Origin of the sequence: Kribbella sp. NBC_01245 (genome assembly GCF_036226525.1) — a bacterium.
Lineage (GTDB): Bacteria > Actinomycetota > Actinomycetes > Propionibacteriales > Kribbellaceae > Kribbella.
Window position 1 is genome coordinate 5290525 of sequence record NZ_CP108487.1, and the last position, 14951, is coordinate 5305475.

Annotated in this window: 14 protein-coding genes; 5 read left to right on the forward strand and 9 right to left on the reverse strand. The window is 69.1% G+C overall.

What is annotated here, in order from left to right; genetic code table 11:
- Positions 1-40 precede the first annotated feature (40 nt).
- Positions 41-1015 (forward strand): aldo/keto reductase, encoded by a 975-nt coding sequence (locus OG394_RS23830; protein ID WP_328989265.1) that lies wholly within the window; start codon positions 41-43, stop codon positions 1013-1015.
- Here the strand turns inward: OG394_RS23830 and OG394_RS23835 are convergent.
- Together OG394_RS23835 and OG394_RS23840 are read right to left on the reverse strand one after the other, a co-directional pair.
- Positions 1012-2217, reverse strand: a complete 1206-nt coding sequence (locus OG394_RS23835) for an MFS transporter (protein ID WP_328989266.1) — start codon at positions 2215-2217, stop codon at positions 1012-1014. The two genes, OG394_RS23830 and OG394_RS23835, sit on opposite strands and share 4 nt — an antisense overlap.
- A 38-nt stretch (positions 2218-2255) precedes the next feature.
- Positions 2256-4301, reverse strand: coding sequence for a hypothetical protein (locus tag OG394_RS23840; protein ID WP_328989267.1), 2046 nt, complete (start codon positions 4299-4301; stop codon positions 2256-2258).
- A 127-nt stretch (positions 4302-4428) separates the two neighbouring features.
- Between OG394_RS23840 and OG394_RS23845 the strand changes: the two genes are divergently transcribed.
- Positions 4429-4599 carry a hypothetical protein gene (locus OG394_RS23845; RefSeq protein ID WP_328989268.1) on the forward strand — a complete coding sequence of 57 codons (171 nt, stop codon included), beginning with the start codon at positions 4429-4431 and terminating at the stop codon, positions 4597-4599.
- A 94-nt stretch (positions 4600-4693) separates the two neighbouring features.
- On the opposite strand, the gene OG394_RS23850 is transcribed toward OG394_RS23845, so the two are convergent.
- A complete protein-coding gene (locus tag OG394_RS23850) occupies positions 4694-4897 on the reverse strand; it encodes a hypothetical protein (RefSeq protein WP_328989269.1) in 204 nt (67 codons plus the stop codon).
- Positions 4898-5032: 135 nt separating this feature from the next.
- Here OG394_RS23850 and dinB point away from each other — a divergent pair, with 135 nt between their 5' ends.
- Positions 5033-6232: a DNA polymerase IV gene (gene dinB, locus OG394_RS23855; RefSeq protein WP_328989270.1), complete on the forward strand. Its 1200-nt coding sequence runs from the start codon at positions 5033-5035 to the stop codon at positions 6230-6232.
- 10 nt (positions 6233-6242) lie between these two features.
- Here the strand turns inward: dinB and OG394_RS23860 are convergent, their stop codons facing one another.
- Genes OG394_RS23860 through OG394_RS23870 form a run of 3 tightly spaced genes read right to left on the reverse strand, consistent with a single transcriptional unit; the run spans position 6243 to position 7852 of the window.
- The gene (locus OG394_RS23860) at positions 6243-6881 is read right to left on the reverse strand and encodes a DUF5063 domain-containing protein (RefSeq protein ID WP_328989271.1); all 639 of its coding nucleotides are present in this window, start codon (positions 6879-6881) and stop codon (positions 6243-6245) included.
- Complete coding sequence (recR, locus tag OG394_RS23865; RefSeq protein WP_328989272.1) at positions 6874-7473, reverse strand: recombination mediator RecR; 600 nt, start codon at positions 7471-7473, stop codon at positions 6874-6876. The genes OG394_RS23860 and recR overlap by 8 nt, the downstream gene beginning before the upstream one ends.
- Position 7474: 1 nt before the next feature.
- Positions 7475-7852 carry a YbaB/EbfC family nucleoid-associated protein gene (locus OG394_RS23870; RefSeq protein ID WP_328989273.1) on the reverse strand — a complete coding sequence of 126 codons (378 nt, stop codon included), beginning with the start codon at positions 7850-7852 and terminating at the stop codon, positions 7475-7477.
- 198 nt (positions 7853-8050) lie between these two features.
- Between OG394_RS23870 and OG394_RS23875 the strand changes: the two genes are divergently transcribed.
- Entirely contained in the window at positions 8051-9142 is a 1092-nt protein-coding gene (locus tag OG394_RS23875) for a DUF4240 domain-containing protein (RefSeq protein WP_328989274.1), read from the forward strand.
- On the opposite strand, the gene OG394_RS23880 is transcribed toward OG394_RS23875, so the two are convergent.
- On the reverse strand, positions 9106-9762 hold the full coding sequence (locus OG394_RS23880) for a response regulator transcription factor (RefSeq protein ID WP_328989275.1): 657 nt from the start codon (positions 9760-9762) through the stop codon (positions 9106-9108). The genes OG394_RS23875 and OG394_RS23880 overlap by 37 nt on opposite strands.
- A 22-nt stretch (positions 9763-9784) precedes the next feature.
- A complete protein-coding gene (locus tag OG394_RS23885) occupies positions 9785-10960 on the reverse strand; it encodes a sensor histidine kinase (protein ID WP_328989276.1) in 1176 nt (391 codons plus the stop codon).
- Positions 10961-11110: 150 nt separating this feature from the next.
- Here OG394_RS23885 and OG394_RS23890 point away from each other — a divergent pair, with 150 nt between their 5' ends.
- The gene (locus OG394_RS23890; protein ID WP_328989277.1) at positions 11111-11986 is read left to right on the forward strand and encodes a CPBP family intramembrane glutamic endopeptidase; all 876 of its coding nucleotides are present in this window, start codon (positions 11111-11113) and stop codon (positions 11984-11986) included.
- Here the strand turns inward: OG394_RS23890 and OG394_RS23895 are convergent.
- Positions 11964-14951 carry a DNA polymerase III subunit gamma and tau gene (locus OG394_RS23895; RefSeq protein ID WP_328989278.1) on the reverse strand — a complete coding sequence of 996 codons (2988 nt, stop codon included), beginning with the start codon at positions 14949-14951 and terminating at the stop codon, positions 11964-11966. The genes OG394_RS23890 and OG394_RS23895 overlap by 23 nt on opposite strands.

Genomic DNA, 14951 nt, shown 5'->3' on the forward strand with positions numbered 1-14951 from the left:
GGGTTGACCTGGAGCGCGCTCCAGGTTGGAGGGTGGCGGTATGAACACACTTCAGAACCACTTGCTGGGGATCGGGACGTGGGCCATTGGTGGACCGTGGACCTTTGATGGCAGGCCGGCCGGCTGGGGCGAGGTCGACGACGAGGTGAGCGTGGCGACGATCCACGCGGCCGTTGATGGCGGGATCCGGTTGTTCGATACGGCCGACTGTTACGGCGCCGGACAGAGCGAGCGCGTGCTCGGCAAGGCGCTCGCGCAGCTGCCGAAGAACGTCCGGGATGAGGTTGTCGTCGCGACCAAGTTCGGCAACCTCTTCGACGAGACCACTCGCAGCGGCGGCGGGCAGGACGTACGGCCGGAGTACATCCGCCAGGCTTGCGAGAACAGCCTGCGCCGCCTCGGCATTGACGCGATCGACGTCTTCCAGTTGCACGGCGGAGTGGGCGACGCGGCCGAGGCGGCCCCGGTCATCGCCGTACTCGAGGAGCTCGTGGCGGAGGGCCGGATCAAGGCGTTCGGCACCAGTGTGGACGCGCCGTCCGTGGCCGAGGCGTTCGCTGGTTCGCCGTACGGCGTGAGCGTGCAGACGCAGGCGAACGTCTTCGGGCATCAGGCCGAGGTGCTCGAGACGGCGCGGCGTACCGGGCTGGCCGTGCTGGCGCGATCGCCGCTCGCGATGGGGCTGCTGACCGGGAAGTACGACGAGACCAATCGGCCGGCGGCGGACGACGTACGGCGGGACACTCCGTGGTGGACGTACTTCGACGATGACGCGATGGCCGACTGGTTGAAGCGCCTGGACACGGTGCGCGAGTTGCTCCGTACCGACGGGCGGACGTTGACCCAGGGCGCACTGGCCTACCTGTGGGGCTTGAAGGTCATCCCTTTGCCGGGCGCGCGTACGCCGGCCCAGGCGATCGAGCACGCCGGCGCCTTGGCGTTCGGACCGTTGCCCTCGGCAACCTTCGACCAAATCACCGAGCTGATGCAGGATTCGCCCGAGATGATGAGCTAGAAAGCCACCATTTCCACGGGTTCGGGTGCTGCCGGGCGATGCGGCGGCACCCGGACCAGGATGAGGGCGGCGACGGCGGTGAGGATGGTCGCGGCCAGCCAGGCGGCGCGGACGTCGAAGGCCTCGACTACGGCACCGGCGAGGGATGAGCCGATCGCGCCGCCGGCCATTCCGGCGCTGCCCATCCAGCCGAAGACCTCGGTGCGGACCGAGTCCGGGGTGAACGTGCCCAGCCGTTCGTACAGCGCGCCGACCGTCGGGGCGAGGAAGCAGCCTGAGACGAACAGGGCACCCGCCATCGTCCAGGACGAGCCGGTGGCGAAGACGCAGAGCAGCATGCCCGCCGCGACCATCAGACCGCGCCGCCAGACGGCCGACGTACGACGACCGGGCAGGGCGCCCGCGACGACTCCGCCGAGCAGACTGCCGAGAGCCCAGACCGCCTCGAGCCCGCCCGCGATCAGCCGATTGCCCTGCTCGTCCGCGAACGCCACGATGCCGATCGAGACAGCGCCGAAGGCCATCACGCTCAGCCCGAACGAGGCGATCAACGGCAGCCGGTACCGATGCCACAGCAACCGCCGCGCAGTCAGCCTGGTGCCGGTCGTCTCGTCATGGGGCAGCGGCGCCGGCTGGTTCGCGGAGAACCACCAGATCGAGAGGCCCGCCGCCACGGCCGCGGTCAGCAGACCCGCTCGCGGGCTGGCCACGCTCACCACCAGCGCGCCCAGCATCGGGCCCGCCACGAAGACCAACTCCTGGGCCGTCGCGTCCAGGGCGTAGGCGGCGCGCAGATCGCGGCCGCGCACGAGTCGCGGCCAACCCGCTCGCAGCGTCGACGTCACCGGCGGCACGAACGCGCCACCCACGAGTGCCACCAAGGGCATCCAGCGGTAGAGGTCCGTCGGCAGCAACGCCAGCGCGGCCATCATCACGCTCCACGCGAACCCCGTGGCGAGCAGTACGTTCCGGCCGCCACGGCGATCCGCCCACCGGGACCAGGCCGGCCCACCGATCGCCATCCCGACGGAGTACGCGCCCGCGACGACACCGGCCCAGCCGAACGATCCGGCCGCGTCCTTGGCGAGATAGGCCATCGGCACCATCGTCGCCGTCGCCGGCAGACGGGCGAGCAACGCGGAGGCCAGTAGCGCCGCGACGCCTCGAGTCCGCCAGAGGTTTCGGTACGCCGACAGGTCCATAACGGGCATTCTCGCCTGTCACACCGACAGTCGGCGCCTCAATTACCAGCAGGCGGACCGCAGCGCAGCCACGCGAGCATCAGTGGCGGGCCGGCGATACCGACTGCCAGCAGCGCAACCCTCAGCCCGTAGTCGTTGGCGGCGGACCCGATCACGGCGATCGTGACCACCGCCACGTAGCAACCCCACAAGTGCGGCCATTGGGCCACGGCGTCTTCGAACCAAGCCGGCGACAGCCTTTTTCGCGCCAGCACCACGGCGACCAGGTACAGCAGCAGCGCCCCCACCAGCCACAGGTGTGGCCCAGCGGACAGCGAGCCGATCGCGTACCCGGCCTTGCGGGTGACCACGGCGGTCCCGTCGCCGTGCAGGAGATCCTCGACGAACCGGCCGGCATGTGACCGAGAGCTGGCCGGCCGGAGCCAGTCAAGCACGCTGATCAGCGCGACCGCCGCGACCGCGACTGCACCAGTGAGCAGTAGGCGGGCCGCGCCGATCCGGCGACCGAGCACGTCCATCCCGAGCAGCGCGAACGCCGGCACGATCGCCAGTCCGCCTCCCACGTCCGCGCCCCACGTCGGCCAGGCGTCAACGAGGACCGCCGCCAGTCCGATCGTGCCGACGGCGACGGCCGCGATAACCGGGCCGCGCCGGGACCGCAGCCAGCTGGCGAATCCGGCGGCGAACACGACGGCATGTACGGCGAACACGACGAACGTCGTGTTGCCGAAGCCGTAGTAGCGACCGCCCGACAGAGGCGACGGCCCGAGCGGGCTGCCGTGGTGCAGGACCGTGCCGGTGGTCGCGTCTATGGCGAGCACGCCGGCGGTGATACCCGAGAGAACGGTCACCGCAGCCCAGGGCGGTACGCGTGGCACTCGCCGGAGCACCAGCGCGACCACCACCGCTGCACCGATCATGCCGAGCCACAAGGCGACCAGTGGCGCCGGCCAGCGCCACCACTGGATCAGGCGGACCAGATACGAGCACAGCGGCAACGCAGCGAGAACGAGCAGGCCGAACTCGATCCCCCTTGTGCTGCGTCGGTTGCGGTGGCATAGCGCCAGCGTGCCGAATGCGAGCACCGCCGCCGCGGCCAGTCCGTTGATGAAAATGCCGGAACTTCGGCGCAGGTCGCGATCGCGTTGAGTGACGTCCCGGAGCCTGCGTGCGGTGTCCTGGGTGGACGGGCGCTCGCCCGCGGCGATCAGCGGTGCGCCAGTGAAGTGGTTGGGTTCGGCAACACCGGCCGAGGCGACCAGCGTCGAGGGGATGTCGAGCAGTCGCACGATCCCCTGCCACCGAGTCGACTGCGCGGTCAGGAAGCGGTGGCCGCTTCCCGGTCCAGCCACCACCACCGCGCCCATCGCCAGGGTCGAGTGCAGCGGTTGGGAGATGCCGAGCACGATCACGGTCGCGTTGCCGGGCGCCCGGTCGAGCACCTGTCGTACGGTCTGGTCGGCAACGCGAAGTGTTTCGCTCGGGTCGCTGCGCCGATCCACCACGCCGGCGTCGACCACGGTCACCGGGCAGTCCCACCTCGCGGTCGCAGGCTCCGCGTAGTAACGGGCTACCTGACCCTGCCGGTCGGCCAGAGCCAGCGCGGCGCCCGGTCCAACAGCGGTCGCGCATACGCCACCGGCGGCAAGGGTCGAGCCGAGCAGGCCGAGCTCCGGGTCGAACAACGAAGCCCGCTGGCCCGTGACCAGGTCGCCCCAACCCTGGACGGCGCCACCGGTCACCGCCGGGATCGTCGTACACCCGCGGTCGCGGTGCGGTTGCGGGTCGGTGGCGGCTCGACCGGCCGAGAGCGAGAGCCAGCCATCCAGCGGGCAGGGTGGCGAGTGCACGGTCCGGACGGTCAGCGCTGCAGCGTCGGCGCCGTCGTCGAGCATCCGCCAGAGGGTCGGAGTGTCCTTCTCGGTCAGGTTGCTCCAGGTCAAGCCTGCGATGCCGACGACCACCACTGGCGCGGTGATCGGATCGCTGATCTTTCCGGCTGGGGCGGCCACTGCGGACGTGACCGACAGGCACAGCGCGGCGGCAGCCACGAGGCCCGCGCACATCCTCCAGAGGCTCGCCACCTGGCAACTGTGTCAGCCCGGGAGGGCACCCGGCCGCCGCCGCAACCTTTCGCCCTTTCGTCGCATCTGAGCTGCCGTATCGCCGTTCATTCAGTCGCCACTAAGACACACCGGAACGAGGAACAGCATGAACCTCCGACGAACACTCGCCGCTCTCGCTGCTTTCACCCTGCCCGCGATCTTGCTCACCTCCCAGGCACAGGCAGCCGAGGCTGCGACCCGCTGCGGCGAGAACTACACGTCAATCGGCGCCGGCCCGGCTGCCGTCCGAGGTGAATCCGATCGCTGCCGCGTCTGAACCGGAGTCAGCCATTGCCCAAGTCTCGTTACCCGCGAGTGGTCGCGTCCGAACGCGACCACTCGCGGCGGAGCACGGAGGTGCTGTGGTGCCGTCAGTGGCGGCGGTCGACCGGCTTGCGCTCGCGGCCGAGCCAGGCGCGTAGTACGCCGAACAGCAGCAGACCGGCGCCGGCGCCGAGGAAGGCGCCGCCCACCATCGGGTTGGCCGGAGCCACGATCAGAACGATGACGGCGAGGGTGATGACTGCGCTTCCGAGGATGAGCCAGTTCTCACCCGAAGCGTCTGAGCCAGACACGTGGTGCTCCTTGCGTCGAGCCGGATTGATGCAAGCAACCTAGGCGGCCCCGGCTTTGTCTACAAGACTTGAAGCCGGTGGTTGTGAGTGCAACTTCCTGCAAGGTTCGCGTTAAGACCGATGATATGCGAACATATGTTCGTGCCCGGTGCCGAAGCGACCATCCTGCATGCCGATCTGGACGCCTTTTACGCGTCGGTCGAGCAGCGTGATGACCCGCGCCTGCGCGGCCGCCCGGTGATCGTCGGCGCGGGCGTGGTGCTCGCCGCCAGCTACGAGGCCAAGGCCTGCGGCGTCCGTACGGCGATGAACGGATCCCAGGCCCGACAGCACTGCCCACACGCGATCGTGGTCGAGCCACGGATGTCGGCGTATTCCGAGGCCAGCAAGGCCGTCTTCGCCGTTTTCGAGCACACCACGCCACTGGTCGAGGGGCTGTCGATCGACGAGGCCTTCCTCGAGGTGGGCGGTCTGCGCCGGATCGCGGGGCCGCCTTTGCAGATCGCGGCGCAACTGCGAGCCGACGTGCTGCGCGAGGTCGGGCTGGCCATCACCGTCGGTGTCGCGCGGACGAAGTTCCTGGCCAAGGTCGCGAGCGGGGTGGCCAAACCGGATGGGCTGCTGCTCGTCCCTCCCGATCGGGAGCTCGCGTTCCTGCATCCGCTGGCGGTCGAGCGGCTCTGGGGTGTCGGGGAGAAGACCGCCGTCAAACTGCGCGAGCGCGGCATGCGAACCGTCGGGGATGTCGCCGAGCTACCCGAGGCCGCGCTGATCGCGATGCTCGGGCGGGCCTCCGGGCGGCACTTGCACGCGCTGGCGCACAACCGCGATCCCCGGCCGATCGAGGTGGGGCGGCGGCGCCGGTCGATCGGTTCGCAAAGCGCGCTCGGCCGTTCGCCGAAGTCGCCTGCCACGCTCGACGCCGTACTCGTCGGGCTGGTGGATCGGGTCACCCGGCGGATGCGCTCAGCCGGCCGGGCCGGGCGGACGGTGACGTTGCGGCTGCGGTTCGGCGATTTCACCCGGGCCACCCGATCGCACACGCTGCCGCAGGCGACAGCTCAGACCAGAATCCTGCTCACCACTGCCCGGTCGCTGCTGGCGAAGGCCGGGCCGATGATCGAGGCCGGCGGCATCACCCTGATCGGCGTCGCCGTGGGCAATCTGGAGAACGTGCAGGCGGTGCAGCTGGCCCTGCCGTTCGACAAGGCCAGCAATGACGAGCTCGACAGGGCGGTCGACCACGTGAAGGACAAGTTCGGCTCGAAGGCCGTGACCCGGGCGGTCCTCCTCGGACGCGACCCGGGCCTCACCGTTCCCCTATTACCGGACTGACATGGCTAGCTCAGCGGCGCTGGACGACTTCTTCGGCGACCTCGACCAGTTCGCGGTCGGTGGCCTCGGTCTCCGGGTCATGTGCCGGCTCGAGCCGGTCATGCGCGATCAAAGACTGAATCGCCCGCAGTACGGCGCTCGCGGCCGCGCCCCAGGTCGAGACGTAGGAGAACTGCCACCACCACAGCGCCTCGGTCACCCGGCCCGACTGGTAGTGCGCGAGCCCGTGCACCAGGTCGGTCGCGATCGCGGTCAGGTCATCGGACAACCGGTTGACGGTGATCTCCGGCGGCGCCGCGTACGGGTCGAACACCTCGGCGTACTCGTCGAGCCCCTCGAAGAGCACGGCCAGCCGGTCGCGCATGGCGTCCAGGTCCGGATCCGGGCCGGCGTCACTCTCGAACCGTTCCTTCGGCACGAAGTCCTCGAACGCGCCCAGCCGCCCGCCGGCCAGCAGCAGCTGGCTCACCTCCAGAAGCAGGTACGGCAACGAGGCCAGGCCTTCGTCCACACCCTCCTCATCGGGCTGGCCCGCGATGTCGCGCACTGAGATCAGAAAGCTCTGGACCTGGTCCGCGATCTGCTCGGCGAATTCCGCCAGCTCTCCCGCGTCGGTCTCGAGCTCCGCAATATCGGTTGTTTCAGTCATCGATGGATCGCCGCCCTTCAAACGCCCGTCCGAGTGTGACCTCATCGGCGTACTCGAGATCACCGCCTACTGGAAGTCCACTAGCAAGACGGGTGACGCGCAAGCCCATGGGCCGGAGCAACCGGCTCAGGTAGGTGGCTGTCGCTTCACCCTCGAGGTTGGGGTCGGTGGCCAGAATGATCTCGGTGACGACCCCGTCGGCCAGTCGCTGCATCAGCTCCTTGATCCGCAACTCGTCCGGGCCGATGCCCTCGATCGGCGAGATGGCCCCGCCGAGCACGTGGTAGCGGCCGCGGAATTCGCGCGTCCGCTCGACCGCCACGACGTCCTTGGCCTCTTCGACCACGCAGATCACCGAGCGGTCGCGACGCTCGTCCCGGCAGATCCGGCACAGCTCTTCCTCGGTCACGTTGCCGCAGACCTCGCAGAACTTGACCCGCTCCTTGACCTGGACCAGCACATGCGCGAGCCGGCGGACGTCGGTCGGGTCCGCGGCGAGCAGATGGAAGGCGATGCGCTGGGCGGACTTCGGACCGACACCGGGCAACCGCCCGAGCTCGTCGATCAGGTCCTGTACGGCTCCTTCGTACACGTCAGCCTTGCCCTGGCGGCCCGGGGATCCCGGGCATGCCCGGCAGACCTCCGCCGAGGCCACCGGCCAACGGGCCCATCGCCTCGGCGGCGAGCTCCTTGGCGTTCTCCGAGGCATCCCGGACGGCGGCGACGATGAGGTCGGCCAGCGTCTCGGTGTCATCGGGATCAACCGCATTGCGGCTGATGGTCAGGCTGAGCAGCTCGCCGGTGCCGGAGACCAGCGCGGTCACCAGGCCACCGCCGGCGGTGCCTTCGACCTCGGCGCTCTCCAGATTGGCCTGGGCTTCCATCAACTGGCTCTGCATCGCCTGCGCCTGGGCGAGCAGATTCGACATGTCGAAGCCCCCAGCGCCTTGTGCACCGCCACCGTCGAACACCGTCGTCTCCCCTGCTTCACGTCGTGTTTCCGCCTTGAGCCTATCCGGTGGGTGGGCCCGATACCCCCGGGCGGGGGACTTACCGGCAGGATGTCCCCCACGATGCGCGCCTCCGGCCGCTGGGAGGTCGGTCTGACGGCGTCTTTTCGCAGCAGTGGGGCAGCGCGTTCGCAGGTACTAGTTGGGTAGAGGAGAGCAGTGGACGAGGAAGAGTTCTGGGCGCTGATCGCGACGCTCGGCGGTGTGGCCACCGCCGATCGGGTCACCCAGCTCGAACAGTTCCTCGCCGATCTGCCACCTGACGGCATCATCGGGTTCGCTGACCGGCTGGCCGAGGCATTGACCGGGCTGGACACCTTCGAGCACTACCAGCAACCCGTCGTGGCCGATCTCGGTGACGACGGTTTCCTGTGCTTCCGGTGCGCGGTGGTGGCGCTGGGGCGCAACCGGTACGGCGCGATCGTGGCCGAGCCCTCGTTGCTGAACGCAGTCGAGGTCGAGGTCGGCAGGCCGCTGCTCTTCGCCGCGCGCCATGCCTGGGAGGCGTCGACCGATCTGCCCTGGCTGCACGAGACGCCGATCAGCTACGAGACCGGTTCGAACCAGGCCCACTGGCCTTCGGCGGATCCTGAGGAGCCCACTGCTGAAAAGGAGCCGGCTGCTGAGAAGGCACCGGTTGCTGAGAAGGAGCAGGCTGCTGAGAAGGAGCAGGCTGCTGAGAAGGAGCCGGTCGGCACGGTGGCCGAGTCGGTTTTGCAGGCCACGGGCAAGGCCATCAGAGGTCTGTTCCAGGGCTTGACCGGGTCGAAACGGTCAGCAGACGAACCTGTGGACTCGGTCGTGCCGGAGGATTTGCTGGAGCCGCTCGAGCCGGTGCGGATCAGCTGGGGTGGCAACGTCGTACCGCTGATGCGGGACCAGGAACGGCCCGAGTTCTACGAAGGCGCCGCGGCCGACCGGCTGAACGATCTGGTCAAGCGCGTCGGCCTGCCGGCGGGGGTGACGTCGATCAGCCTGATCCTGCAACTCGGCAATCGCTGGCACTGGAGCCACGAGAACTCGATCTCCATCGACGGCGTGCCCGAGCTCGACATCTGGATCGAGTCGCCCTGGCAGGAGCTGCTCGACTGGCCCGAGCAGGACTTCGCCGAGGCCCACGCCGCCACCTGCGCGCACGTGATGCATCAGGTCCTGTCCGAGCGCGGCGCCCTGACCGATCCCCTCGCGGTCGAGCTCACCGCCCTCGCCGCGAGCTATCCCTCGCCCGGATTGACGAACCCGGACTCATAGGCGATCACCACGGCGTGGGTCCGGTTGGCCGCGCCCAGTTTCGCCAGCACGTTGCCGACGTGGGTCTTCACGGTCTCGATCGTGACGTACGCCCGTTCGGCGATCTCCGCGTTCGACAACCCCGCCGCCATCAGGCGCAGTACGTCGGCCTCGCGCTCGGTCAACTCGACGGCGCCCGGCCCCTGCGGCAAAGGCGGCCGGCGTGCGGCCATCGTGCGGACCGCCGCCGGGAACAGCACGGTGTCTCCCGCTGCGACGAGGCGAAGGGCATGCGCGATCTGGGCCGCCTTCGACCTCTTCAGCAGGAACCCGGCGGCGCCGGCCCGCAGCGCCTCGTACACGTATTCGTCGTGGCCGAAGGTGGTGATCACGACGACCTTCGGCGGATCAGCCAGTGCGCTGCGCAGCAACCGGGTCGCGGCGATCCCGTCGAGCAACGGCATCCGCACATCCATCAGAACGACGTCGGGTCGCAGCTCCCGCACCAACCCGAGCACCTCGGCACCGTCGGCGGCCTCGCCAACCACGTCGATGTCCGGCTCGTCGGAGAGCAACGCCCGCAGCCCGGTCCGGGTCAGCTCGTCATCATCGGCGAGTAGAACCGCGACGCGCTCACTCATCCGCCGACGCCTTCTTTTGCGTTCATCGGTCCGAATCCGCCCTTAGCGTCGGCAGCTGTACGACGACTTCCCACCGCGCGCCGTTCGCACCGGCCGAGGCCTCGCCGCCGAGTAGGCGCGCGCGATCCTCGATGCCGGTGGTCCCGCGCCCGGTGCGTCGTACCTGTTGCTGGTCGACGGGATTGCTGATGTCCAGGATCAGCCGGTTCGCCTCGACCACGATGGCCAATCGGATCTCGCCGTCGGTGCCGTGGCGGAGGGCGTTGGTGAGGGCTTCTTGGACGATGCGATAGGCCTCGCGCGAGATCGCGGGCGGTACGGCGGCCAGGTCCGGCGGCAGCGCGGCCTCGATGGGACGGCCGGTCCGGCGTACGTGTTCCACCAGTGCGGGAACGTCGGCGAGGCCGCGTTGGGGTGCTCGCGGCGCGGGCTCTTCGCGCAACAACTCGATGACGTGGTCGAGCTCCTCCAGCGCCAGCCGGGACGAGTCCTCGATACCGGCGAGAGCCTGCCGGGCGGTCGCGGGATCGGACTCCATCAGCTTGGCGGCGACCGCGGCCTGGATCGTCGAGGTGGTCAGGGTATGCCCGATCGAGTCGTGCAACTCCTGCGCAAGATGGTTGCGATGGGCAAGGACTTCGGTTCGTTGCTGCAACGCCGCAATGCGTTCGGCCGGCTGATGCCCGAGCAGGCTCGGCGCCGCGGCCCGGAGCAGGGCGGGTGCCGCGAATCCGGTCAGCACCGCCAGCGCGGCCGCCGCACCGGCCAGCAGCAAGGTGATCAAGTCGTTGTCGGTCGCGATCCACAGAAACACGATCCGGTCATCTGAATGCGTCAGGAACATCAAGAACGCGAACGCGGCGATCATCCCGAGGAAGGCCGCGGCACCGACCGCCACGGAACCGATCACTCCGTGCAGCAGCACCCAGAGGGCTGTCCGCGGTCGCGACTTCTGAAGCGGTGGAGGTAGGCGAAGTCCGAGCAGGGCGTTCACGCCGGCGACGCAGGCCGGCCGCGCCCGGACCGGCAGCCCGAACGACGCCGTCAGCAGAGCCGCAACGGCGAGCAGGGCGACGAGCTGCGCCGCCGCCCGCGGAACCTCGAATGCCCAGACGACGACCAACGCGAACAGCAGCGGTAACGCCGCCACGGCCGACCCGATCAGCAGATGCAGCCAGCCCTTTGCGTATTTGCCCATGCCGTCAGTCTGCCGAGTCGCCCGGCTCATGCCCTCCCTCATCAGGGGGAGACCCGTCTCGCCCGATCGGGGTCGCTCCCGCGTGCGATGTGCCGGCGGCCCGCTGCCGGAACCGTGGTGGTGTCGCATTCCCGTCCGAAAGGCATTCCCTTGTCCCGGGTCTCCCACCGCACCGGCATCATCGTGTTCCTCTTACTCGCCTTCGGCCTTACCTGGCCCTGGTTGTTCATAGCCCGACTCGGCCTCGGGTTGTCTCTGGTCAACCCGCTGAACCAATTGCCCATCGCCTTCGCCCCAGCCATCGCCGCCTTCGTCGTACGCCGCTGGGTCACGCGCGAGGGCTTCGGTGACGCCGGGCTGGCGCTTCGGCTCCGTTCGGCCTGGCCGCAGTACGTCGCCGCCTTCCTCGGTCCACTCGCCATCACGGTCGCGACCTTCCTACTCGCGGCCGGGTTCGGGTTGTGGACGCCCGATCTGTCGAACCTGGAGTACGGCGGTATGCCGTGGTGGATGGGCGTGGCCGGGTGGATGGTGGCCGCGCTCGTACTCACGCCGATCTATTTCGGCGAGGAATTCGGCTGGACGAGCTATTTGCGTTTACGGCTATTTCCCGGGCGGCCGTATTTGGCCACCTTGGGCACCGGGCTTATCTGGGCCGTTTGGCATTACCCATTGGCTTTTCTCGGGTATGCCGAATTCTCCAACGCAGTGGCGGGTTTGGCCGTCTGGACCGCGTCATTCATGCTGCAAGAGGTAATGCTGAGCTGGCTGCGAATGCGCAGTGGAACGATCTGGACCGTCAGCCTCGCTCATGCCGGCAACAACCTCGTCCTCTCGCTGTTGACCGCCACCCTGCTAACAGCCGGAGAAGGTGGCGCGCTCGACGCCATCGTCGTCACCCTGATCATGCTCATCCCCATGGCCGCCATCACCACGTGGCTAATCCTCACCGGCCGCCTGGCCGGGCCGGGAGGTGGAGGGACGACGGCAGAGCCGCAGCGGGTCAGTTCGGCTGTTCGTCGATGATCTGGGCGCCTAGGGCTTCGCGGAGGAGGTCGGTGGTGGAGCGGGAGTCCTCTTCCAGGACTGGGTCGTCCTCGCCGACTACGTCCGCTTCTTCCTCTGGGCTGAGGGACTTCTCGACGACAACCGGGGCGGCCTTCGCGCGCTTGGCCTGCTCGGCCGCGTAGGCCGCTTCGGCCGCCCGACGGGGATTGACCGCGCCCTCGGCCTGCTTGGCCTCCGCCTGGTTGGCAGCCGCGGGTTGTGCGGCGGACTGGCCCTGCTGTACGTCGTGCGTGGTCGACGCGCCGGCTTGGCCTGCCTCGCCCATTCCGGCGGGAGTTGGGACGGTCAAGGTGCCTACGCCGCCGCCCGAGGTTTCGGGTTGTGCGCTTGTCGCGTTCGGGCGGGCTGATCCGGCGCCTTGGTCGGCGAATCCGTAGGCGCCTAGGTCCTCCGGCTCCGGCTCGTCATACGGAGGCGGGGGTTCATCATCCCAAGCACCCGTAGTCCGCACCGGAATCGACGCACCGGCCTGAGCCGAAGCCCCAGAGCCTGCCAATCCGCCAGGGTTGCCGGGGCCGCCGGGGTTGGCCGATCCGCCCGAGCTGACCGATCCGCCGGGGTTGGCGGAGCCGCCGGGATTGGCGGAGCCGGTGGAGTTGGCCGATCCGCCGGAATGGGCCGAGGCCGCCGGGCCGGACTCGGCACCTGCGCTCGAGTGGCTGGAGCTTGCGGCCGCGGGCGAGCCTGGGCTGCCAAGGGAGGCCGCTGGGCTGGCCGAATCCGCACCGGTCGATGTACCGCCAAGTGCGCTCGGGGCTGCAGCGCTCGTGCTCGTTGCCGAGCCCGCGCTGTTCGCTGCGCTGTCCGTCGCGCCTGGGTTGTTCGCTGTGCCTTGGTTGTTCGCTGTGCCTTGGTTGCTCGGGCCACCCGACGGCGTCGAGTCGCCGGAGGAGCCGGAAGAGCCGCCGGCCGGGCCGCCAGCGGGAGCGTTGCCCGTGGATGGCGCGCTGCTCGGGGACTGGCTCGCGCCGCCTGATCTGCCGCTGCCCCCTGAGCTGGACGCACCACTGCTGGGGTCGGTGGAGGGATCGATGACCGCTTCGATTCGGCGGTCCAGCATGATCGTGTCGCGGACCGCTTCGCGGAGGATTTCGTCATGGCCGGAGCGCAGGAAGTTCTCGCGGACGCCCGCGTGGGTCAGGCCGATCGTCAAGGTCTTGTCGTCGATCGCGATGACCTGAGCGTTCTGGCTGATGATCATCCAGCTGACCTTCTTGCGCTCTTTCACGCGCTGCAAGATGTCCGGCCAGACCCGCCGCACGTCGGCGAGCCCGAGGCCCGTACCCGTCGCGCTGGACCCCGCACCCGCCGGCTGGGCCTGAGCTGGCTGAGACTGTTGCGCCGCAGCCGGCTGAGCCTGAGCTGGCTGAGACTGTTGCGCCGCAGCCGGCTGAGCCTGAGCTGGTTGAGCCGCGGGAGCTGACTCGGCCGGCGCCGACTGGGCCGCGGGCGCCGCCAGGGACTCCTCGGGCCAAGCGCCAGAACCACCAGCACCCGGAGCGGAAGCCGCCGGAGGCACGGAACCACCGGCCGCCGCACCACCCGAAGCAGCGGCATCACGCGGGGCTGACGCATCACCAGGAGCGGCATCACCCAAGTACGACGTACCGGCTGAAGCGGAAGCGGCCGGGGGTGACGTACCGGCTGAGCCGCCGCGCGCGGCGGAGCGGGCTGCGGCACGGGCGGACACCTGGTCCATGGAGTCGTCCGCAACAGCGGCAGCGCCACCCGACGCGGAAGGCTCGACCGGGAGACCAAGGGAGATGCGGCGCTCGATCCGGTCGAGGCGGGCCTGGATCCCGTTAGTGGAGTCGTCAGCCCCGGGCAGCAGGACCTTCGCGCAGATCAACTCAAGCTGCAACCGAGGCGCAGTAGCACCGCGCATCTCAAGCAACCCGGCCGCGACAATATCCGCCGCCCGCGTCAACTCAGCCGCCCCAATACCAGCAGCCTGAGTCTGCAACCGCTCGCCCTGATCCTCCGCCACATCGATCAGCCCCGAGGCCACAGCCGTCGGCACCGCCGACAAGATGACGAGATCCCGCAGCCGCCGCAGCAGATCCTCGGCAAACCGCTTCGGATCCTGACCAGTCTCGATGACCTTGTCGATCACCTCGAACACAGCCGCACTGTCATGAGCCGCGAACCCGTCCACGCACGCGTCCAGCAGCGAGTCGGGCGTGAATCCGAGCAGGTTGACCGCGAGCTGATACGTCACGCCCTCCGGCCCGGCGCCACCGATCAGCTGGTCGAGCACGCTCAACGAGTCACGCACGGACCCGGCGCCGGCGCGAACCACCAGCGGCAACGCGGCGGGCTCGATCGCGACCTTCTCCTGGCTGCACAACTTCGCCATGTAGTCCCCGAGCACCTTCGGCGGGACCAGGCGGAAGGGGTAGTGATGCGTGCGCGACCGGATCGTGCCGATGACCTTGTCCGGCTCGGTGGTCGCGAAGATGAACTTCAGATGCGGCGGCGGCTCTTCGACCAGCTTCAGCAGGGCGTTGAAACCCTGCGTCGTGACCATGTGGGCCTCGTCGATGATGTAGATCTTGTAGCGGCTCTGCACCGGCGCGAAAAAAGCACGTTCGCGCAGGTCACGGGCATCGTCGACACCACCATGCGAGGCGGCGTCGATCTCGATCACGTCGATGCTGCCGGGCCCACCACGGGCCAGATCGCGGCACGACTGGCACTGGCCGCACGGCTCGGCGATCGGGCCCTGCTCGCAGTTGATGGCGCGCGCGAGGATGCGCGCGCTGGTCGTCTTGCCACAGCCGCGCGGGCCCGAGAACAGATACGCGTGGTTGACCCGGTTGTTGGTCAGCGCGTTCCGCAGCGGGTCCGTGACGTGGTCCTGGCCGATGACCTCGGCGAACGTCTCCGGGCGATACCGGCGATACAGTGCGAGAGGCGCTTCCAC

Coding starts and splice junctions, on each gene's coding strand:
- OG394_RS23830 (WP_328989265.1), top strand. CDS start 41: ATGAACACACTTCAGAACCACTTGCTGGGGATCGGGACGTGGGCCATT.
- OG394_RS23835 (WP_328989266.1), bottom strand. CDS start 2,217: ATGGACCTGTCGGCGTACCGAAACCTCTGGCGGACTCGAGGCGTCGCG.
- OG394_RS23845 (WP_328989268.1), top strand. CDS start 4,429: ATGAACCTCCGACGAACACTCGCCGCTCTCGCTGCTTTCACCCTGCCC.
- dinB (WP_328989270.1), top strand. CDS start 5,033: ATGTTCGTGCCCGGTGCCGAAGCGACCATCCTGCATGCCGATCTGGAC.
- OG394_RS23860 (WP_328989271.1), bottom strand. CDS start 6,881: ATGACTGAAACAACCGATATTGCGGAGCTCGAGACCGACGCGGGAGAG.
- OG394_RS23880 (WP_328989275.1), bottom strand. CDS start 9,762: ATGAGTGAGCGCGTCGCGGTTCTACTCGCCGATGATGACGAGCTGACC.
- OG394_RS23885 (WP_328989276.1), bottom strand. CDS start 10,960: ATGGGCAAATACGCAAAGGGCTGGCTGCATCTGCTGATCGGGTCGGCC.